The 21,048-nt window shown below is 59.5% G+C and carries 18 protein-coding genes, 1 pseudogene and 1 riboswitch; of the genes and pseudogenes, 9 read left to right on the plus strand and 10 right to left on the minus strand.

All coding sequences use genetic code 11. The features are described from left to right. Positions 1-181: 181 nt before the first annotated feature. Positions 182-910 carry a pyrimidine utilization regulatory protein R gene (gene rutR, locus AC4ANK_RS23600; protein WP_460385142.1) on the minus strand — a complete coding sequence of 243 codons (729 nt, stop codon included), beginning with the start codon at positions 908-910 and terminating at the stop codon, positions 182-184. A 270-nt stretch (positions 911-1,180) separates the two neighbouring features. Between rutR and rutA the strand changes: the two genes are divergently transcribed. The 6 genes and pseudogenes from rutA (at position 1,181) to AC4ANK_RS23630 (ending at position 6,222) form a co-directional block, all read left to right on the plus strand. Continuing rightward, entirely contained in the window at positions 1,181-2,263 is a 1,083-nt protein-coding gene (rutA, locus tag AC4ANK_RS23605; RefSeq protein WP_002552196.1) for a pyrimidine utilization protein A, read from the plus strand. Next, the gene (gene rutB, locus AC4ANK_RS23610) at positions 2,263-3,000 is read left to right on the plus strand and encodes a pyrimidine utilization protein B (RefSeq protein WP_002552195.1); all 738 of its coding nucleotides are present in this window, start codon (positions 2,263-2,265) and stop codon (positions 2,998-3,000) included. Before rutA ends, rutB begins: the two co-directional genes overlap by 1 nt. A 10-nt stretch (positions 3,001-3,010) precedes the next feature. Next, positions 3,011-3,394: a pyrimidine utilization protein C gene (gene rutC / locus AC4ANK_RS23615; protein WP_002552194.1), complete on the plus strand. Its 384-nt coding sequence runs from the start codon at positions 3,011-3,013 to the stop codon at positions 3,392-3,394. 44 nt (positions 3,395-3,438) lie between these two features. Next, positions 3,439-4,248 (plus strand): pyrimidine utilization protein D, encoded by an 810-nt coding sequence (gene rutD, locus AC4ANK_RS23620; RefSeq protein WP_460384350.1) that lies wholly within the window; start codon positions 3,439-3,441, stop codon positions 4,246-4,248. Continuing rightward, positions 4,232-4,755: pseudogene (locus AC4ANK_RS23625) on the plus strand (flavin reductase). The gene rutD and the pseudogene AC4ANK_RS23625 overlap by 17 nt, the downstream one beginning before the upstream one ends. Positions 4,756-5,040: 285 nt before the next feature. After that, on the plus strand, positions 5,041-6,222 hold the full coding sequence (locus AC4ANK_RS23630; protein ID WP_460384348.1) for a cyclic di-GMP phosphodiesterase: 1,182 nt from the start codon (positions 5,041-5,043) through the stop codon (positions 6,220-6,222). 24 nt (positions 6,223-6,246) lie between these two features. Here AC4ANK_RS23630 and AC4ANK_RS23635 read toward each other — a convergent pair whose 3' ends face one another. From AC4ANK_RS23635 to AC4ANK_RS23655, 5 genes are all read right to left on the minus strand, one after another. Then, positions 6,247-8,976, minus strand: a complete 2,730-nt coding sequence (locus tag AC4ANK_RS23635) for a winged helix-turn-helix domain-containing protein (RefSeq protein WP_002552190.1) — start codon at positions 8,974-8,976, stop codon at positions 6,247-6,249. Between the two features lie 209 nt (positions 8,977-9,185). After that, positions 9,186-10,550, minus strand: a complete 1,365-nt coding sequence (locus tag AC4ANK_RS23640; protein WP_005746200.1) for a DUF1329 domain-containing protein — start codon at positions 10,548-10,550, stop codon at positions 9,186-9,188. A 28-nt stretch (positions 10,551-10,578) separates the two neighbouring features. Continuing rightward, entirely contained in the window at positions 10,579-12,516 is a 1,938-nt protein-coding gene (locus AC4ANK_RS23645; RefSeq protein WP_002552188.1) for a DUF1302 domain-containing protein, read from the minus strand. 313 nt (positions 12,517-12,829) lie between these two features. Next, positions 12,830-14,512, minus strand: a complete 1,683-nt coding sequence (locus tag AC4ANK_RS23650) for a fatty acid--CoA ligase (protein ID WP_002552187.1) — start codon at positions 14,510-14,512, stop codon at positions 12,830-12,832. Positions 14,513-14,680: 168 nt separating this feature from the next. After that, the gene (locus AC4ANK_RS23655) at positions 14,681-15,313 is read right to left on the minus strand and encodes a LysE family translocator (RefSeq protein WP_002552186.1); all 633 of its coding nucleotides are present in this window, start codon (positions 15,311-15,313) and stop codon (positions 14,681-14,683) included. Between the two features lie 432 nt (positions 15,314-15,745). On the opposite strand from AC4ANK_RS23655, the gene AC4ANK_RS23660 reads away from it, so the two are divergent. Further along, positions 15,746-16,744, plus strand: a complete 999-nt coding sequence (locus tag AC4ANK_RS23660; protein ID WP_002552185.1) for a methyltransferase — start codon at positions 15,746-15,748, stop codon at positions 16,742-16,744. 38 nt (positions 16,745-16,782) lie between these two features. After that, a riboswitch (yybP-ykoY riboswitch) is annotated at positions 16,783-16,921 on the plus strand. Positions 16,922-16,990: 69 nt separating this feature from the next. Continuing rightward, the gene (locus AC4ANK_RS23665) at positions 16,991-17,575 is read left to right on the plus strand and encodes a TMEM165/GDT1 family protein (protein ID WP_002552184.1); all 585 of its coding nucleotides are present in this window, start codon (positions 16,991-16,993) and stop codon (positions 17,573-17,575) included. 51 nt (positions 17,576-17,626) lie between these two features. On the opposite strand, the gene AC4ANK_RS23670 is transcribed toward AC4ANK_RS23665, so the two are convergent. The 4 genes from AC4ANK_RS23670 to AC4ANK_RS23685 all read right to left on the minus strand — a co-directional run bounded on the left by AC4ANK_RS23670 (position 17,627) and on the right by AC4ANK_RS23685 (position 19,729). Further along, on the minus strand, positions 17,627-18,445 hold the full coding sequence (locus tag AC4ANK_RS23670; RefSeq protein WP_031597635.1) for a M48 family metallopeptidase: 819 nt from the start codon (positions 18,443-18,445) through the stop codon (positions 17,627-17,629). A 182-nt stretch (positions 18,446-18,627) separates the two neighbouring features. Continuing rightward, positions 18,628-19,257, minus strand: a complete 630-nt coding sequence (locus AC4ANK_RS23675; protein ID WP_002552183.1) for an SOS response-associated peptidase — start codon at positions 19,255-19,257, stop codon at positions 18,628-18,630. 29 nt (positions 19,258-19,286) lie between these two features. After that, a complete protein-coding gene (locus tag AC4ANK_RS23680) occupies positions 19,287-19,547 on the minus strand; it encodes a putative signal transducing protein (protein WP_002552182.1) in 261 nt (86 codons plus the stop codon). Then, on the minus strand, positions 19,547-19,729 hold the full coding sequence (locus AC4ANK_RS23685) for a CPXCG motif-containing cysteine-rich protein (protein WP_002552181.1): 183 nt from the start codon (positions 19,727-19,729) through the stop codon (positions 19,547-19,549). The genes AC4ANK_RS23680 and AC4ANK_RS23685 overlap by 1 nt, the downstream gene beginning before the upstream one ends. A 106-nt stretch (positions 19,730-19,835) precedes the next feature. Here AC4ANK_RS23685 and AC4ANK_RS23690 point away from each other — a divergent pair, with 106 nt between their 5' ends. Further along, positions 19,836-20,999 carry a 1-acyl-sn-glycerol-3-phosphate acyltransferase gene (locus AC4ANK_RS23690; RefSeq protein WP_002552180.1) on the plus strand — a complete coding sequence of 388 codons (1,164 nt, stop codon included), beginning with the start codon at positions 19,836-19,838 and terminating at the stop codon, positions 20,997-20,999. Positions 21,000-21,048: the final 49 nt, after the last annotated feature.

Here is a 21,048-nt window from a genome sequence, read left to right on the forward strand (position 1 = left end):
TGGCCGACTCTCAGGCCGTAGCAGCATCCATGCCACTACCGGGAAAACGCTATGGAACAACGGCCTGACTCGATTTCACCGCGCAGAACAGATCAAATGGTCTGAATCAGAGCACTTGGTTTGTGCATGACCTGCATTCGCTGCGCGTCCAGGGTGCGCGTGTCGGGGCCCGCGCAATTTTTCAGGCAGTACGCGGCAGGATGCCGTCCAGGATCATGCTGCGCAGGCTCGCCAGCACTTCTTCGAAAAACACCGGGTCGTCCAGCGTCTTGCCGGTCACGGCCTCGACCTGAGTGCGGAAATCGGCGTAATGCTGAGTGGCCGCCCACAGGGTGAAAATCAGATGGTGCGGGTTAATCGGGGCCAACTGGCCATTGTCGATCCAGTGCTGAATGACTGCCACCTTGGCCTGCACCGTGTCGCGCAACGGGTGCTGCAACTCGCCCTGAATCAGCGGCGCGCCCTGCATCACTTCCATACAGAACAGCCGTGATTCGGCCGGGTGATCGCGAGACATTTCCAGCTTGGCCTTGATGTAGGCACCGATAGCCTGCACCGGCTCCTTGTCGGCAGTGAAATGCACCAGCGGGCTCAGCCAGACTTCAAGCAACTGACGCAGTACGTTGAGGTACAGATCATCCTTGCTGCTGAAGTAATACAGCAGGTTGGTCTTGGAAACATCCGCCAGGCTCGCGACCTGATCCAGGCTGCTGCCGTGCACGCCATAGCGGGAAAATATCTCCAGCGCCGCATCGAGAATCAGCGTGCGCTTGCCTTCCATCAGGCGCATGCGCCGCTTCAGGGAAGTAGCACTGGGCTCGCGAGTGGTCTTGACCACGGTTTCGGGCTTGACCTTGCGTCCGCGCTTGCTCGCGGGCTCCGTCACAGGAGGTTTCTTGTTCACGCACATCCATCCAGTGATGCCGAAATGAGCGGGCATCTTAACGGGCGCAGCTGTTTTGTCGATATGGGTTACCCAGCCGGTCGGCTCTGCCCCATCTGCGTGCGCCCTGCACAAACCAAGTGCTCTGATTCAGACCAAATGGTCTGCAAAAAATGAGTTTTATTTTTAAGCGATTGAATAAAAACAATAAAAATTTATGGCCCGCTTAATGCAATGGCGAATTAAGAGATGAATCAAGTGCTCTTGCACGCATCGACCAACGCAGAGAGGCCTTATATGGACATCGGTATCTTCATCCCCATCGGCAACAACGGCTGGCTGATTTCCAGCAACGCACCGCAGTACATGCCGACTTTCGAGCTGAACAAACAGATCGTGCAGACGGCCGAGGGCTACGGTTTCGACTTTGCGTTATCGATGATCAAACTGCGCGGCTTCGGCGGCAAGACAGAGTTCTGGGAGCACAACCTGGAGTCCTTCACGCTGATGGCGGGGCTGGCGGCAGTGACCAGCAAGATCCAGTTGTTCGCCACCGTGGCCACTCTGACCATTCCACCTGCCATCGCGGCACGCATGGCCTCGACCATCGATTCGATCTCCAATGGCCGCTTCGGGATCAACCTGGTCACCGGCTGGCAGAAACCCGAATACGAGCAGATGGGCCTGTGGCCCGGCGATGAGTTCTTCCATACCCGCTATGAATACCTGGCCGAATACGCCCAGGTTCTGCGCGACCTGTGGGCCACCGGCAGCAGTGATTTCAAGGGCGAGCATTTCAGCATGCAGGACTGCCGCGTCAGCCCTCGTCCAAAGGCCGACATGAAGCTGATCTGCGCCGGTCAAAGCGAAGCAGGCATGGCTTTCTCAGCGCAGTACGCCGATTACAACTTCTGCTTCGGCAAGGGCGTGAACACCCCTACTGCGTTTGCGCCCACCGCACAGAAACTGATCGAAGCCAACGAAAAGACCGGCCGCAACGTTACCTCCTGCGTGCTGTTCATGATCATCGCCGACGATACCGATGAAGCGGCAAGGGCTCGCTGGGAGCACATCAAGGACGGTGCCGACGAAGAGGCCATCGCCTGGTTGAGCGAGAAGGGCTCGGCGGATAAGAGCGCCGGTTCGAACCTGCGGCAGATGGCCGACCCGACCTCGGCGGTCAACATCAACATGGGCACGCTGGTCGGCTCTTGGGCCACCGTGGCGCGAATGCTCGATGAAGTCGCCAGTGTGCCGGGGACTCAGGGCGTGATGCTGACCTTCGATGACTTCGTGAAAGGCGTCGAGGATTTCGGCGAGAAAATCCAGCCGCTGATGACCAGTCGCAAGCACATCGCGCAGCTCAAGGAGGTGGTCTGATGAATGCTTCGGCAACTGTCGCAGGCGTCGACCTGCCGGACGGGCAACCCGCCCGTGTGCTGCCCGCCCGTCCCGAGCCGCTGCGCATGAAACCCGGCGAAACAGCGCTGGTGGTCGTCGACATGCAGAACGCCTACGCATCGCTGGGGGGTTATCTGGACCTTGCGGGGTTCGATGTCAGCAGCACCGGGCCGGTTATCGCCAATATCAACAAGGCCTGTGCCGCAGCGCGTGCAGCAGGCATCCCGGTGATCTTTTTTCAGAATGGCTGGGACCCGGCCTATGTCGAGGCGGGAGGGCCCGGCTCGCCGAACTGGCATAAGTCCAATGCCCTGAAAACCATGCGCAAGCGCCCGGAGCTCGAAGGGCAACTGCTGGCCAAAGGCGGATGGGACTATCAACTGGTCGATGAACTCAAGCCACAGCCTGGCGACATTGTGGTGCCGAAAATCCGTTACAGCGGCTTCTTCAATTCCAGTTTCGACAGCGTGTTGCGCAGCCGCGGCATTCGCAATCTGGTGTTCACCGGCATCGCCACCAACGTCTGCGTTGAATCCACCCTGCGTGACGGTTTCCACCTGGAGTACTTCGGCGTGGTGCTGGCGGATGCAACCCATCAGGCAGGCCCCGAATTCGCTCAGCAAGCCGCGCTGTTCAACATCGAAACCTTCTTCGGCTGGGTTTCCAGTGTCGATGACTTCTGCACCACTTTCAGCCCTGTCGGGCAACCTTCGTGAGGACATACGCATGACCAAGAAAGCGATTATTCCCGCTGGCACCACCAAGCCCATTGCTCCATTTGTGCCGGGTTCAATGGCCGATGGCGTGCTCTACGTTTCCGGCACCCTGCCGTTCGACAAGGACAACAATGTGGTGCATGTCGGCGATGCGACCGCCCAGACCCGTCATGTGCTGGAAACCATCAAAAGCGTGGTCGAAACCGCTGGCGGGACAATGGACGATGTCACCTTCAACATGATCATGATTCGCGACTGGGCCGATTACGCCAAGGTCAACGAGGTGTACGCCGAATACTTCGCGGGCGAGAAACCGGCCCGTTACTGCATCCAGTGCGGCCTGGTGAAACCCGAGGCCCTGATCGAGATCGCCAGCATCGCCCACATTGGCTGAGCACTGACTTAAAAACCGACCTGAAGCCCACCCGGAGAACGTGCATGTTTCATGAAATTCATCGATGTCAGCATGCCGATGCGCCCCTGTTGGTGCTCAGTTCCGGGTTGGGCGGATCCAGCCGTTACTGGGCGGATGACCTGGCTGCGCTGACCCGCGACCATGACGTACTGGTCTACGATCATGCCGGGACTGGACGCAGCCCTGCGGATTTGCCGGCAGACTATTCGATCCGCCATATGGCCATGGAATTGCTGACCCTGCTCGACTCGCTCGATATCCAGCGTTGCCATTTCATGGGTCATGCGCTGGGCGGGCTGGTGGGCCTGGAGATTGCGCTGTTGCGCCCCGAATTGTTGCAAAGTCAGGTGCTGATCAATGCGTGGAGCAGCCCCAACCCGCACAGCGCGCGCTGCTTTTCAGTGCGCAAAAAACTGTTGTTGAACAGCGGGCCGGACGCCTACGTGCAAGCGCAGGCACTGTTTCTGTACCCGGCAGACTGGATCGCCGCCAACGGTGCCCGGCTGGCCGATGACGAGGCCCATGCGCTGGCGCATTTTCCCGACACCGACAACCTGCTGCGACGTATTCATGCACTGCAAACCTTCGACGTGGAGGCCAGTCTGGCTCGTATCCAGACACCGACCCTGCTGATTGCCAACCGCGACGACATGCTGGTGCCCTGGCAACAATCGCAACATCTGGCCGAGGCACTGCCCAACGCCAGGCTGGTGTTGCTGGAATATGGCGGCCACGCCTCGAACATCACCGACCCACTGCCCTTCCAACGCACCCTGCTCGACTTTCTCAACGCACAGACCCGAAAGGACTCATACCATGCATGCCGACTCTGAAACCCTTGCCACCCTCCCTGCTGCCCCGGTCAGCCAGCTGGCGTTTCGCGATGCGATGTCCAGCCTTGCTGCAGCCGTCAACGTCATTACCACCGATGGCCCCGGCGGCCGCGCCGGTTTTACTGCGACAGCGGTTTGCAGCGTGACCGACCAGCCTCCCACGCTACTGGTTTGTATCAATCGCAGCGCATCGGTATACGAAACCTTCATCGAGAACGGCCTGTTGTGCGTCAACACACTGGGCAACGGTCAGCAGGACCTCTCCAACCTGTTCGGCGGCAAGCGTTCACAGCAGGAGCGTTTTGACGGTGGCCAGTGGGAAAGCGGAGTGACGGGTGCGCCGATACTGAACAGCGCCAAACTGGCCCTCGACTGCAAGGTGACCCAATCCGTCAGCGTCGGCACACATGACATTCTCTTTTGCCAAGGCATCAGGGTGAGTCAGACGCCTTGGTGTACTTTGCCCGTCAGTATCATCACTTGCCAGGTGCGGCACCCGCTGCCTGAAGATGCTTTTCAGCACTTGAACGCGTCAGGAAATCTACACTGCGCCTGTTTTGCACAGGGCACTGCGGGCTGCCTGACGGGTTGCTGACACAACAAATAGACAAGATTTTTTCGCAGGCAGCGCCCTATACTGGCACCTTGAGATCAGGATGATCCTTGCAGTCAACGAGGTGAAATCATGTCGATCGGTAGCCCCTGCACTCTGCTGGCCTCATCTGGCAGTTGGCCGTCTGCTTTCTTCGCTTGCCCGTTGCCTGCCGTGCCAACACACCCGGGTGACTAAGCATGCTGAAAAAAATCCCTGTCGCTGAGCTTGCCCTTGGCATGTACATCCATAAAATCTGTCGCCGCCGGACCAACGATCCATTCTGGATAGGCTTGGTCGAAGTCATGCTTGATGACGTCGAGGTGCTCAAGCGCATCCAGCAATCGGGCACCCGGGAAGTCTGGATCGAAACCGGAAAAACCCGTGTACAGGCACCTCAAACAGCACCAGCACCCTCCATAGATGACACCGCACCAGCCAGTCTGGACAAGGAAGTCCTGCGCGCCCGGGCCATTTGCGGTAGAGCCAGAAACGCCGTCATGGCCATGTTTACCGAAGCCCGCATGGGCCAGGCGATGGATGTCGACAACGTGCAGTTGCTGGTGGAAGAAATCTCCAGTTCGATCCTGCGCCACCCGCATGCGCTGATCAGCCTGTCACGCTTGAAAACGTCCGACGAGTACACCTACATGCATTCGGTGGCGGTCTGCGCGTTGATGGTCGCGCTCGCCAGACGCATGGGCCTGCCTGATGATCAGGTGCGCGAAGCGGGTGTGGCCGGGCTGATGCACGATGTCGGCAAAATGATGATTGCTCCGCACGTACTCAATAAACCGGGCCGCCTCACCCATGACGAATTCGAGATCATGAAGGCTCACCCCGAACTGGGTCTGAAGATACTCAAGGAAAATCAGCCCGTGGCGGCGACGGTGATGGATGTGTGCTTGCACCACCATGAGAAGGTCGACGGCTCGGGCTATCCCCACGGCCTGAAAGGCGACCAGATCAGCATCTTTGCGCGCATGGCCGCAGTCTGCGATGTGTATGACGCCATTACCTCCGACCGCCCCTACAAAAAGGGCTGGGGCGTTGCCCATTCGATTCGCGAGATGGCTTCATGGAAAGGCCATTTTGATGATGTGGTGTTTCAAAGCTTCGTCAAGACCGTGGGCATATACCCGACCGGTACGCTGGTGCGTCTGGAAAGCGGGCGTCTCGGCGTTGTGGTCGAGCAAAGTGAGGCGTCGCTGCTGAAACCGAGGGTGAAGGTCTTCATGTCGGCGCGGACCGGCAAGACGTTCGCCGCGCAGATCATCGATCTGGGCAGTTTTGCCGACCCGGACGCGATCGTCAAAATCGAAACGCCGACCGACTGGGGTATGGAAGAGGTTGATACGCTGTGGGCGGGCAGCCCGGCCTGATCAGTTGATGAGTCGCCCTGCCGGCTAACCCAGCAAGCCCAGTGCCTTCGCCCTCGCCACCGCCTGGGTACGCCGCTCGACGCCTAGCTTGCTGTTGATGTGGCTGGCGTGAGTCTTGACGGTGTGCAGGGAAATGAACAGTTGCTCGCTGATCTCCTGGTTGGAACAGCCCTGTGCAATCAAATGCAGTACGCCCAGCTCACGCACACTCAGGCAGTCGCTGTCATGCGCAGGCTCGGGTGTCGGTGTGCAGGAGGCCGGGAGCTCTTCCAGCAAGGCCTCGCGAACCTTGCAGGACGGCAGTTGCAGCAGTTGCTCATGCAGCCACTGGGAGTGCTCGCCCAGTAGCGTTTTGAAGGGGATCAGAGCCCCTCCGGCCGCTGACTGCAGGCTGCGCAGCAGCAGCTCTCGCGCTTCGTCGCGACGCGTCTGGCTCAGCAGCAGACCTATCTGCTGAGTCATCGCGATAAGCCCGAGCAGTGGCGCGCCCACCTCCCGGGCATGCCGCTCCAGCGCCTGCAAACGTTGCTCGCTGGCAACATCATCACCCTGCAGTCGATCCAGCACCGCACGCTGCAATTCGATGTGTTGTGGCAGTTGCGGATGACACTCGGGGGCCGCAGCGCCCGGCTCGCCGTTGTAGGCCTGAGTCAGGCGCAACAACCAGGCTTCGGCGAGGTCCATGCGCCCTTGCAGCAGCCACAATTCGCATTTCACCAGAGTCACCATCGCCAGATAGTAGATCGGTGGCACATCCCAGATGTGCATCAAACGTTCGACCTCGGCAAGTTCGGCGAAAGCTTCGGCAAACCGACCGGCGCAGCCCTCCATGGTGGCAATCACGCAGTGGCCGATCAGCACACTGATGTCGCGACAGGCGCGCGCTTCGGCCAGCCCGGCCAGCAATAAAACCCGCCCTTGGTCCACTTGCAGGCGCAGGGTCAGCAAATAGCCTTCATACAGCGTCAGGCGCGCGCGAACTGCGTACAAGCGCACGGTGGACAACCCTTTGAGGCGCTGCTGCCCCCGGCGTACTTCGTCAAGCGCACGCAGAATTTCGCCTCGAGCCTGCAAGACCCTGGCGCGATCGTAATGCGCCAGCGCTTCGAACAGTGGATTGGCAACCCGCTGTGCCAGCTCCAGCGCATCACGATTCAACACGCGGGCGCGCCACAGATCACCATTGGCAACCGCAAGGTTGGCCAGCGTCGACAGGCAGACAAGCCGTTGGCCATAGCGTTTTTCCGGCAAGGTCAGCAGGGCTTCAGTGCAATAGCGTTCGGTCTTTTCACTGTCTCCACGGCCACGCGCGATGATGCCGCTGAGCGCCAGCCACTGGGCGAGCATGGATTTTTGCGCAGTCGCCGAGGGCGCTGGCAGGAACCGGCTCAATTGATTGGCCAGTTCCTCGGCGGCGTCCAGTTGGCAGGCCAGCCCCAGCGCCCAGGCGTAGAGCACAATCAAGCGTGGCGTGCTGGTCAACAGATCATCCGGCAAGTCCATCTTCCAGCGCAGCAACATGCCGACATTCTGCTCGGCCAGCAATTGCTCTTCAGAGAGGCTCTGCACCAGATTGGCGGCCACATCCAGATGCCCGGCGCGCAATGCCTGTTCCACCGCTTCATCCAGCTGGCCCTGAGTGCTGAACCAGCGACAGGCGTTAAGGTGCAGCCGGGTCGGTTGCGCGCCGCCAGCCTGACGCGCGCGCAACAGCTCGGAAAACAGATGATGATAGCGAAACCAGCGGCCCTGCTCGTCCAGCGGCACCAAAAAGACCTGATGCGCCTGTAGATAACGGATCATCTCGACGCTGTCATGGCTGTCCCGCGCGGCGTCGCACAGCCCGGCGCAAAAACGCTCAAGACACGCAGTGTCATAAAGAAACGCCTGAACATCGGTCGGCAGGCAGTCGATCACCTCTTCAAGCAGGTACTCGCGAATCAGCACCTCACTGCCGCGCAGCGCCTGCGAAAAGGCGCTTTCATCACCCGCTTCAGACGCTGCCAGCAACCAGAATCGCAACCCGGCCACCCAGCCTTCGCTACGCTGAATCAGGTTTTGCAGCACCTCACTGTCGAGCGAGCTGCTATGGCGGTCCAGCACTGCCATTGATTCCGCGTGCGTCAGGCGCAGATCCTGCTCGTTGATTTCCAGCAACTGGCGCGTCAGACGCAGGCGTGCCAGGTGCCAGTCCGGGCGCTGTCGGCTGGTCACCATGACCACCAGCCCAACCGGCAAATGATTGAGAAAAAACTGCAGGCAGCGGTCAAGCACCGGGCCTTGGGCCAGATGATAATCATCCAGCACCAACAGCAGCGGTTTGCTCAGCATCAGGTGCATGGCCAGTTCGTCGAGCAGACCGTCGAGCCATTCCTCGAACGCGAACGGCTGATGGCGCTGACGCATTTTCAGCAGGCTCATTGCCTGCGTGCCCAGTTGCGGGAAAAACTGCTGCAGGCTGCCCAGCAAACGCTCCAGAAAACGACCCGAGTCGCTGTCCCGCGCGCTCAGCCCCAGCCATACGTTCTGCCATTTGTCCGGCAAGCCCTGACAGAACTCGACGGCCAGCGAACTCTTGCCAAACCCGGCCGGGGCGCATACCAGCAGCAGCCTGCCGCTCAGCCCGTCCTCGAGGCGTTGGCACAGGCGGGAACGAGGGACGTAACCCTCAGGGAGTGGCGGGCGAAAAAATCGCCCCTCCAACGCAGGAATCGCGCTGTCTGCGAACCCTTGCATTCGGGACAGATCAGTCATGGCCGGCTCGTGTGAAAATCGTTGTTGCGGCATAGCGGTGTTCGGAGACTAGCGGGTAAATCGCCTCTTTTGAAAGGTCATCACGGAAAAGACTGTAACAAAATTCCTACAGCTTATAAGACCATGTCCTCTACGTGAAAAAGCCCCATTAAAGGGGCTTTTCAAGCACATGGCCATGACATTGATTTACAGCGTGTATCGGTCAGGTATCAACGAACCCCTTCCTGACGCAGCGCGTTGGGGGTGAAGTCGCTGGTGCCGGCAGTGAAGCCGAACTCATACGCCCTCTTCTCTTCGTTTTTCATGCCCAGTGCCACGTAGCGACCGGATTGCAGGTCGTACAGCGTTTCAATCGCGTACCAAGGCACTTGTTTGTCGTAGTAGTTTTCCGAGTGTGCCTCGGCAACGCGCCACAGCTGGCCACGGCCGTCATAGTGGTCGATAACGGCGGCCTGCCAGGTGTCTTCGTCGATGAAGAAGTCACGTTTGGCGTAGATATGACGCTGACCTTCCTTGAGGGTGGCGGTCACGTGCCAGACGCGACGCAGCTCATAGCGGGTCAAGTCCTGGTTGATATGGCCAGCCTTGATGATGTCAGCGTACTTGAGCGTCGGATCGTCCAGCTTGTGGCTGTTGGAAGCGATGTACATTTCCTGCTTGCCGATCAGTTTCCAGTCATAGCGATCAGGCGCGCCGTTGTACATGTCCAGGTTGTCGGAAGTACGCAGACCATCCGACGCGGTGCCCGGCCCGTCATACGAAACCTGCGGCGCACGCCTTACACGGCGCTGACCGGCGTTATACAGCCATGCCGAGCGCGGTTCGGCGACCTGATCCAGGGTTTCATGCACCAGCAGCACACCGCCCGCCAGACGTGCTGGGGCGGTCACCTCCTGTTTGAAGTAGAACAGGATGTTGCCCGGGTTTTTCGGATCGAAATCCCTCATCTTGTCGCGAAACACGAATTGATCGGAGAAATACACCAGGCTGTACGAGCCATTGGGCTGTGGCGTGGCCTGGGTAACCAGACGCTTGACGCTGCCGCCCCGGTAACGGGTGATGTGGTTCCAGATAACCTCGACGCCACTGGCCGGGATCGGAAACGGGATGGCCGTATCGAAGTTTTCCAGACCGCTGCCGCCACCGACCAGTTTGGTGGTCGTCGCGTTCTTTTTGATGGCGGCAAACACCTCATCCGGCACGGTGGCACCGCGATGGGTCGGGTAGACCGGAATCCGGTAGCTGTCCGGATAACGTTTGAACATCGCGTACTGGCCCGGTGCGAGTTTGTCCTTGTACTGCTCTACATTGGCCGCGGTGATGGTAAACAACGGCTTTTCGCTGGCATACGGGTTGGCGAGGAACCCTTTGCTGTCCACCGCTCCGGCATTTTTCGGCAGCGGGCTCCAGGCAGGGATGGTGTTGGCCGCATTGCCGGCCTTTTCAGCGCCCATCGGCGTCAGCGAGGTACCCAGCTTTGCAGCTTCGGAGGCGGAGACCGCCGCCATCACGCTGGTCGCCAGCAACGACATGCCCAGAACCCCGGCTTGCAACAGACTTTTTGTTATTTTCATATTCATCGTCATCCTGAAAACCATGCTCTTAGAAGTTCATGCCAAAGCTGAGCGCCACGAAATCCCGGTCATCAACCGTGGTGTATTTGCCATCAAAGAAGTTGGTATAGGAAAGGTTCGCGGTGTAGGTGTTCTGGTACTCGGCATCGAGCCCCAGGCTGACGGCCTTGCGTCCCTCTTCGAAGTTGCCGCCAGGGCCCGGCGAATAGCCTTTGAGGTCGTGCGACCAGGCCACGCTCGGCTTGAGGTTGACCCCGGCAAACACACTGTTGTAATCCCAGATGGCACGGGCGCGGTAGCCCCAGGAGTTGGCCGTGGTAAAGCCGTCGTCTTCGCAATAACGGGTCAGGTTGTTCTGCTCGGCACCGGTCAGCGTGCCTGCGTTGAGCGTCGCGCATTGGCCGCCAGGCAGCGGGCCAGGACCGTACACAGGGTCACGGCCGTAGCGAATTTTGGAAGTGCTTTCCAGGCCACCCACGTGGGTCCAGCCCACTTCACCGACCACCGTCAGACGCTCTGCGCCCATGACCTGGTCGAAGAACTGGGTGAACGTGGTTTGCAACTGAGTGATTTCCTTGCGGCGATAACCGGGCTGATCGGTATTGGGCTGCCCGCTCAGCAGCGAAACGTTGGGGTTGAGCGGCGAAATACCCGAATACAGGATGTCGGTGGTGTTGACCTGAATCGGTGCATTCGGGCGGTAGCTGATCTCGCCGCTCCACGCGGTGCCGGTAGGCAAGGTGGTCGAGAAGCTCAGACCGTACAGACGGATGTCTTCCGGGTATTCGACGTAGTAACTGGAGTTGCCTGCCACGACAACCGGCAGTAGCGTGGGTGCGAGTCGCGTCGCCGTTGCTGCCGGTATACCGTTACGGACCAGCGAGCCCACCAGGCCTTGAGGGCTGAACGAAGCAGCCGAGCCGCCGCGTCCGCTGAAGATCGGCGCCCGGCTGTGGTAATTCATCATATAGGCACCGAACTCGGTATCCAGCGGCTCGAAGTTGTAACGCAAGGCAAAGCCGAACTGGCCACTGTCACGCGCATCGCGGTCAGGCCCACGGCGCACCACAGCGCCCTCATCCGGGTTACCGAACACTACGCCCTGCTGCGACAACGAGTTGAACACCGCGCCGCGTGCGCCTGCTGGCAAACCGGCAGCCGTCAGCGAACTGTTCAGGCCGCTGCGGCTGCGCAATACCGCGAGGTTGTTGTTGCAGCCATCGGCGATCACGTCCGGCTGCGAGAAGAAGGTGCCGCAGTTGTCGACGACAGTCTGGTCCCACTCCAGCTGGTAGAAGCCCTCGGCAGACAGGTTGTCGGTCAGGCTTTGCGACAGGTAGAACATGTTGACCGGAATCAGGCCTTCCTTGATTTCAGAGCCTGGACGCCGAAAGGCCGAGACATCGACCGGGTTGACGCTGTTGATGCCGCCCTGAATAAAGGTACTTTCACCCCAACTGATGACCTGCTTGCCGAAGCGCACGGCACCTGGCTGATCAGCGATCGAATAGTTGTGGTACACAAACGCATCCAGCAACTGGAACCCGGACGACTTGGCGCCCTCTTTGCGGCCCGAGTCGCTGATGTCCTTGAACTCGCGGTTTTCATCCTTGAGTTCAAAGTCGTACCAGTATTTGCCACGCAGGAACACGCCGGTATCGCCGTACTTGAGTTCCAGGTCATGGATGCCCTTGAAAATCTTCGAAAACGTTTCCCCACGCTTGAAGTTCAAATGGCCGTCATCGGAGGTCTGCGACAGACCACGCCCGCCATTGTTGGCACCGATCAGGTTTTTATTGGGGTTTGCAGTCGACCAACTGGCACCTACCGACAGCGATGAGTCGAAACTGCCTTCGATCTCACCGACGTTGAAGGTCACGCCAAAGGCCGGGCCGGCGAGCGAGGAAGCAAGGCTGACGGCCAGAGGCAACCTGGCCCGACGCCAGAATGGGGGTATGCTTGTCATCGACGCTACTCCTTGTGTTTTATTGTTATGGCAGTGGGGAAATCCAAAAACGACTCTGTCTTCGAATCACTACACACAGCCAGCTCCGCTCTTGCACATTCCCTGTGCTGACTATATCCAGCACGCCCTGACGCTAGATCCCTCTAAAGTGTGATTTGCAGGACCAACGCCTCTGGCCCGCCCGTTTCCGGAAGGCCGCTAAAAAACCTGTGGCGGGGAGGATGGATTAAATTGGAAATTTGGCAAGTCGCAGAACAGGACCTGCGACGCAGACACTTGCCGCGCCCGATGGGCGCGGCAAGACAAGAAGGTGTCACAGCGTGTAAAGGAATGTGCTGTTGCTGTTCTGCCATTCCACAATGTCCAGACGCATGCGCTTCTTGTCGAGCTTGCCGACGCTGGTCTTGGGAATTTCAGTAACAAGCGCGATCTGGCTGGGAATTGCCCACTTGTTGATGTGACCTTGCTCGACGAACGGTTTGAGATGCTCCTTCAAGCCCTTGGCATCAAGCTGATGGCCGTCGCGAATCACCAGCAAGGCAAAAGGCCGCTCACCCCATTGCGGGTCGGCGATACCGACCACAGCTACTTCGCGCACAGCAGGATGCCGGCTGCACAGGTCTTCAAGCTCCAGCGAGGAAATCCATTCACCGCCGGTCTTGATCACATCCTTGATACGGTCGCGAATATCGATGAAGCCCATACCGTCCAGCGTTGCCACATCGCCAGTGTGCAGCCAGCCGCCTGCCCACAACTCAGCACCTTTCTCAGGCTCGCGGAAATAGCTTTCGGTCAGCCAGGGCGCACGCAGGACCAGCTCACCCTGGGTTTCGCCATCGGCCGGAAGGAAGTTGCCTTGCTGATCGACGATGGCTGCTTCTACCAGCATGCCAGGCACACCGGCCTTGATGCGGTAGGTAATCTGCTCGTCTTCGCTGCTGGCCTTCAGTTCGTCGTTGATGTGCGCGACAGAAATCAGTGGCCCGGTTTCAGACATGCCATACGCGGCGCTGAGCTGGATGCCTCTGGCCTTGGCTGCCTGATACAGGCTGCGGTTCAGCGAGCTGCCGCCAATGATGATTTTCCAGCCGCCAAAGTCCGCATCCTGAGCAGACTTGGCGTTGAGCAGCATTTGCAGGATGGTCGGCACGCAATGCGAGAAGGTCACTTTCTCCTTGCGCCAAAGCTCTACCAGCAACTCGGGCTCGTAGCGGCCGGGGTACACCTGTTTCAGGCCCAGCATGGTCGCTACATAGGGAATGCCCCAGGCATGCACATGGAACATCGGAGTGATTGGCATATAGACGTCATCGTTGCCCAACTGCCGCGGACTTTCGACGCATCCCAGGATGGCCGCCACGCCCATGGTGTGCAGCACCAACTGGCGATGGGTGAAATAGACGCCTTTGGGGTTGCCCGTGGTGCCTGTGGTGTAAAACGTGGTCGCGACCGAGTTCTCGTCGAAATCCTCGAAAGCGTACTCGGGGCTGGCTGCCGCCAGCAGGGTCTCGTACTCGCCGACGAGGTTTGGCAGGTCGGCGGTCTTGTCGGGCAGGTCCGTCAGCAACAGGGTCTTTTCAACGGTAGTCAAATGTCCGGACATCGCCTGATACAGGCCCGTGAATTCGCTGTTGATCAGCACCAGCCGGTCATCGGCATGATTGATGGTGTAGGCGATCTGCTCGGGCGATAGCCGCACATTGACGGTGTGGATCACTGCGCCAATCATCGGGATGGCGAACATGCATTCCAGATAGCGATGGCTGTCCCAGTCCATGACCGCCACGGTGTCGCCAGCTTTCACGCCTGCCGCCGTCAGTACGTTAGCCAGGCGGCAGATGCGCTCGCTGAGGGTCGGGTAGGTGTAGCGAACGGAGTCGCGGTAAATAATTTCACGCGTCTTTTCATAACGACTGCCGGACGACAGCAGGCGCTTGATCAACAGAGGGTACTGGTAAGCGCCATCGGCGGGCGCAAGAACGCGAGTCTGTAACATATGAGTCCCTTTTCAAAGTCCACAGGCGGAGCTGGAAATATGGACTCTAGAGCCCTCGCCTGCCAGTGAAATCAGTAAAAGGGATGTTTTTTCGAAGCGCCTCTCGCTGCCTGAAAGAGGCACTCATACTCGGTATACGCTCGGCAAAAGCGTTGTTGAATGCAGGCTTCAGTGCACTTCAGTGAACGCCAGTTTGATACCCAGCGCGACCAGCACTCCGCCCATGGCCCGATCGAACCAGTGGCCCATGCGCGCAAAACCCGCGCGTACCCGCGCCTGGCTGAACAGCCGCGCCACCAGGCAGAACCACGCGGCCGTCGCCACTGCGAGGTAGACCCCATAACCGCCCTGCACCAGCAGCGGCGTGTGCGGATTGATCACTACGGTGAACAGCGAGAGGAAAAACAGCGTGGCCTTGGGGTTAAGGCCGTTGGTGACGAAGCCGCTGATGTAGGCACTCTTTGCTGTGCGCTCGCCCGGGATCGCCTTGATGGCGGCATCGCCCGTCGCCGCAGCCGGTCTGGCACGCAGGGCCTTGATACCGATGTACAGCAGGTACGCGGCTGCCGCCCATTTCAGCGCGTTGAACAGCACGATGGACTGGGAAACGATAATCCCGATACCCAGCAGTGAATAGCCCACATGGAGAAAAATAGCCGAGCCGACACCAAGCGCTGACCAGGTACCGGCCTTGCGCCCATGCGTGACGCTTTCGCGCACCACCACCGCGAAGTCCGGACCGGGGCTGGCGACGGCCAGCAGGTGGATCAGCGCAACGGTAAGAAATTCTGCCCAATACATGTGGGACCTCCTGGAGGATTGACGTCAGACCCGGCAGATTACGCTGTCTGATGTCTGCGCAACAGTTACTGGCAACGATCACCTCAACTATCGTGCGGCGCTCCGCGTCGCATGCCGTTCCGGACGCTCCGCGTCCTCTTGACGACGCAGAGCGTCGTGAACTACATTCCCACGCTGGAGCGTGCGGAACGATAATCTCAACTATCGTGCGGCGCTCCGCGTCGCATGCCTTTCTGGACGCTCTGCGTCCTCTTGACGACGCAGAGCGTCGAGACCTGCATTCCCACGCTGGAGCGTGCGGAACGATCATCTCAACTATCGTACGATCATCTCGAATATCGTGCGACGCTCCGCGTCGCATGCCGCTCCGGACGCTCCGCGTCCTCCTGCCCCATATCCTGTTAGACTGCGCGCTTTTTCAGGAGCCATTCCATGGACCCGCGCAGTGAAGTGTTACTCCGTCAGGCCGAGCTGTTTCAGGGCTCGCTGTTGCTGGTCGGGCTGCCCGCCGATGACCTGCTCGGAAAACTGCCGGACGCGCGTGGATGGTGCTGGCATGCCGGTGATCAGGCCGCGCTGGACGCGCGGTTCGAGGGCCGTGTGGATTTCGGCGTTGAAGCGCCAGAGGCCGCCTTCGAAGCCGCCGTGCTGTTCCTGCCCAAAGCCCGCGATCTGACAGACTACCTGCTCAACGCCTTGGCCTCACGCCTGGCCGGGCGCGAGTTGTTTCTGGTCGGCGAGAAACGTGGCGGTATCGAAGCGGCTGCAAAGCAACTGAGCCCCTTCGGCCGCGCGCGCAAGCTCGACAGTGCCCGCCACTGCCAGCTCTGGCAGGTCACTGTCGAGAACGCACCACAAGCCGTTACGCTGGAAAGCCTCGCCAGGCCCTACCAGATCGACCTGCAGGACGGCCCGCTCACAGTCGTCAGCCTGCCCGGCGTTTTCAGCCATGGCCGACTTGATCGTGGTTCGGCGCTTTTGCTGGAAAACATCGACAAGCTGCCGAGCGGCAACCTGCTCGACTTCGGCTGTGGTGCCGGCGTACTCGGTGCAGCGGTCAAGCGTCGCTACCCGCACAACGACGTCATCATGCTGGACGTGGATGCGTTCGCAACCGCAAGTTCGCGCCTGACCCTCGCCGCCAATGGCCTGCAAGCCCAGGTGCTGACCGGTGACGGAATCGACGCAGCGCCAATGGGTTTGAACACGATTCTCAGCAACCCGCCGTTCCATGTGGGGGTTCATACCGACTACATGGCAACGGAAAACCTGCTGAGAAAAGCACGCCAACATCTTAAATCAGGCGGTGAACTACGCCTTGTCGCGAATAACTTTCTGCGTTATCAGCCACTGATCGAAGAGCACGTCGGGCAATGTGAAGTCAGGGCTCAGGGCAGCGGTTTTAAAATCTACAGCGCCAAACGCTCCTGAAATAAGCACTTGCCGAAACGTTTTTGCGGAGGCAAAATCCGCTCCGTCCTAGGGGAGTAGTCTCCCACGAGCGCCATGCTCGTCCGGCACGTATCAACATACTTGGTCCTCAGACCATGGTACGTGCGACCCGGAATCCGCTCAGACGGATCGGTGGTTTGACAAGACCTATGACACGAACACCTTACCCGGGGCGGGGAGGTCGTACGTGTCATAGCCGTGTCGACCCGCCCCTTAGGAAACCTGATGCTGGAATCATTCTTAATCCCTACCGCTGTGGTTGCGCTCGCCGAAATCGGTGACAAGACGCAATTGCTCGCACTCATTCTCGCCGCACGCTTTCGCAAACCCTGGCCGATCATTGCGGGCATTGTCGCCGCAACGCTGGCCAACCATGCGGCAGCAGGCGCTGTAGGTGCATGGTTCAGCAGCTTCCTGTCAGACGCAGTGCTGCACTGGATCCTCGCGGCCAGCTTTACGGCGACGGCGCTGTGGACGCTGGTTCCAGACAAGATGGACGATGACGAAGCCAGCACGGCACGTAAATTCGGCCCGTTCATGACTACGTTGATCACCTTCTTCATCGCCGAAATCGGTGACAAGACGCAGATCGCCACAGTCATGCTGGCAGCGCAGTATTCCTACCTGTGGCTGGTGATTCTCGGCACCACGGTGGGCATGCTGCTGGCCAACGTGCCGGTGGTGCTGGCGGGCAATTTTGCCGCCGAGAAATTGCCATTGACCCTGATTCGCCGCCTGGCTGCCTGTGCGTTTTTCGTGCTGGCACTGGTGGCGGTGTACAAGGCAATGCAGGTCAGCGGCTGGGTGTGATGCATTCCCGTGGCGTTGCGAAACACGCAACGCCACGGGTGTTTCAGCCGATCAGGATTTGGGGGCTGCCTCATACAGCGGCATCACTTTGGGAATCGCGGCCTGCAGCGAAGCAATGCGACTCTGCGACGCCGGGTGAGTACTCATGAACTCTGGCTGCGAACCCCCGGAGTTCTGGGTCATTTTCTGCCACAGGGTAATGGCCGCATTCGGGTTGTAACCCGCACGCGCAGCCAGCTCCAGGCCAATCAGGTCGGCTTCGTTTTCATTACTGCGGCTATTGGGCAGTGTCAGGCTGTAATTGACCACAGTGTCGGCCAACGCCAGGCTGTCTTGCCCAAGCCCCAGAAAGGCACCCGCCCCCTGCTTGGCCATCGCCACACCGTAAGCCTTGGACATCGCCTCACGCCCGTGCTCACGCAAGGCATGGGCGATCTCGTGCCCCATGACCGCAGCGATTTCATCGTCGCTCAGCTTGAGGGTGTCGATCAGACCGGTGTAAACGAAGATCTTGCCGCCCGGACCACAGTTGGCGTTCAGTTCGTCACTTTTGATCAGGTTGACTTCCCACTGCCATTGAGCCGAATCAGGACGCAGTTTCGGGGCCTGGGCGATCAGCCGATCAGCGATTGCGTGAACACGTTTGGCGTTGGCGCTGGTGGTATCCAGCACACCTTTGCTGGTCGCTTCGCCGACGGTCTGCTGATAGGACTGGGCGTACATTTTGTTGACTTCATCGGTGGAGAGCATGCTGAACATGTACTGCTTGCGCTCCACACCAACCGAGTCACCACTGGTGGTATTGACTGCCTGACACCCGCCGAGCAGCAACGCAGCGCTCAAGGCACAGAGGGCAAATGACTGACGCATGGTGAATCTCCTTGTTTGTGAAACGGCCATTGCGGGGCAGATCTCTGCGCCAGATACCGGCCAACTGGCATCTTGGTCTTTGAGAGAGGTGGATGGTTCCCGCAGGTATGTCCAGTTTGTATCAGATGCGCTTCAAGGCGGATATCGGATTTGTCTGATTCATCGGTCTTATCCCTGCCCGTCTAACTCAATGGCGTCAGACATTCAGGTGCATTGAGCTTCGGATCGTTGACCAGATTGGCCAGTGGTCGCTCTCGCAATGCGGTCTGCGGAGCTGCCAGCAACGCTTGCAGGGTCGGCAGCGGTGTGTCGGCAGCCAGCCAGGCTTTCTGGCCGCTGGCATCCAGAATCAGCGGGCGACGCTGAGTCGCAGCCGCCTGCGTGACCACCGCCACGCTCAGGTACGTATGCCCCTGCACCGGATAGGCTTCCCAGATGGCGGCGAAAAACAGCGCGGCGCCCTCCCCCGGCGTCAGCCAGAACGGACGCTTGCGCAGTGCGCCGCGCCACTCGTAAAAGCCGTTGGCGGGCAGCAGGCAGCGGCGATGGGTAAAGGCATCACGAAACATGGGTTGCTCGGCCACGGTTTCGGCGCGTGCATGGGCAGGTGTTTTCGACAGATCGGTGAGCCAGGCCGGGGTCAAACCCCAACGCGCACGCACCAGCTCGATCCCGCCCTCGTTTTCAGCGGCACGCATGATCAACACCCAGTCGGCTGGCGAAATATTCCATTGCGCCTGCTGGTCGGCGGGAAAACCGGGCAAGGCGGCAAAGGCAGGGGTCCAGCGAAACAGGGCGAAGCGTCCACACATGGGGGCTAATCAGACTCTATTGAAGGTGCTCAGCACACCAGTACATCGGGAAAGTCGTCCGGCTCATCGCCAGACAAGGGCGAAGCGCTATTGTACGCAGTGATCAGCTCGCGTGCCTGTTCGACCTGTGCGTCGTCGACCTTGAGCGCCAGAAGCCCCAGCCCCGGCAGCTCGCCCATCGCACCGAGCAGGTCGCGACCGGCCAGATGCGCCTCGATGCCTTCGCTGGCGAGCATCGCCAGCAGCAACTCGGCCTCCATGAGGTTCTCGGGCTCGTAGATCTTTTGCATCACTCGTTCTCGCTGCGAACATCCAGGTTCCAGTCTTCGCCGTCGGTCTGCAGATCGAAAATGATCGGGCGGCAACAGACCGGACAGTCTTCAATGTACTGTTGATCGCCACCGGACAGGTCCAGTACGGCCTCGACAGGTTCGCCGCAATAAGGGCAGTCGTAACTCTGTAATTCCTGCATCACGGTCTCCGGGATCAGTTATGCGTATAATTGCCCCATTCTTCAGAAGGCTGTTTTAACAAGTACGTCTTCTTTTTACCCTATCCGATTCCAACAAGAGAGCATGATGGGCGAATTTGATGCCATCCGACCGTACAACGATGCAGAAGTCCCCGCCGTCTTGGCACGCCTGCTGAGCGACAAAGCCTTTCTCGCAATTCTGACCCGATTCCGTTTTCCCCGCCTGGCGGGCGCATTCGGCTGGCTGCTGCAGCCGACTTTGGCGCGCAAGCTGCGTCGCGAGTTTGCCGGTATCGACTCGGTCGCCACGCTGCAGGACAAAGTCGAATATTACGTCGACCACACCATCGAGCGCGCTACGGACGGAGTCACCTATACCGGCGTCGAGCAGCTCAAGTCCGGTTGTGCCTATCTGTTTCTGGCCAACCACCGCGATATCGTCATGGACCCGGCGTTCGTCAACTATGCCGTGTACCACGCAGGCCTGCCAACTCCGCGCATTGCCATTGGCGACAACCTGCTGCAGAAGCCGTTTGTCAGCGATCTGATGCGCCTGAACAAGAGCTTCATCGTGCACCGCTCGATTATCGGGCGGCGCGAGAAAATGGCGGCTTACCAATTGCTGTCGGCGTATATCAACCACTCGATCACCAAGGATTGCCAGTCCATCTGGATCGCCCAGGCCGAAGGCCGCGCGAAGGATGGTGACGACCGCACCGAGTCGGCGATCCTCAAGATGTTTCACATGAGCCGCAAGGATGAACCGTTTGGCGACGTGATTCGTTCGCTGAACCTGATCCCGGTTTCGATCAGCTATGAGTACGATCCGTGCGACAGCGCCAAAGCGCGCGAGCTGTACATTCGTGCGACCACCGGCTCATACACCAAGACGCCGGGCGAAGACGACGTGAGCATTGCACTGGGCATCACCGGTTATAAAGGTCGCGTGCATGTGAACTTCGCGCCGCCGATCACCGAGCACTTCGAGGACACCAAGCAACTGGCTATCGAAATGGACCGGCAGATTCTCGGCGGCTATCGTCTGTTCCCGGTGCATTACCTGGCGTACGCGCAATGGAGCGACGCCGACCCGAGCCTCGACGTACCGCCAGCGTCCGCAGTGTTTGCGGCCGACGAACTCGAACGCGCCAAAGATGAATGGGAAGGCCGCCTGGCAGGCGTGCCGACCGAGCATCGCCCTTACCTGATTCAGCAGTACGCGATACCGGTACGCAACCAATATCGGGTCAAGGCCGGGTTGGCGCTTTAAGAACCGGAACGTCTATCGTGCCCATGCTCCGCGTGGGTACGCCGTTCTG

Source organism: Pseudomonas sp. Pmew2 (assembly GCF_058129885.1).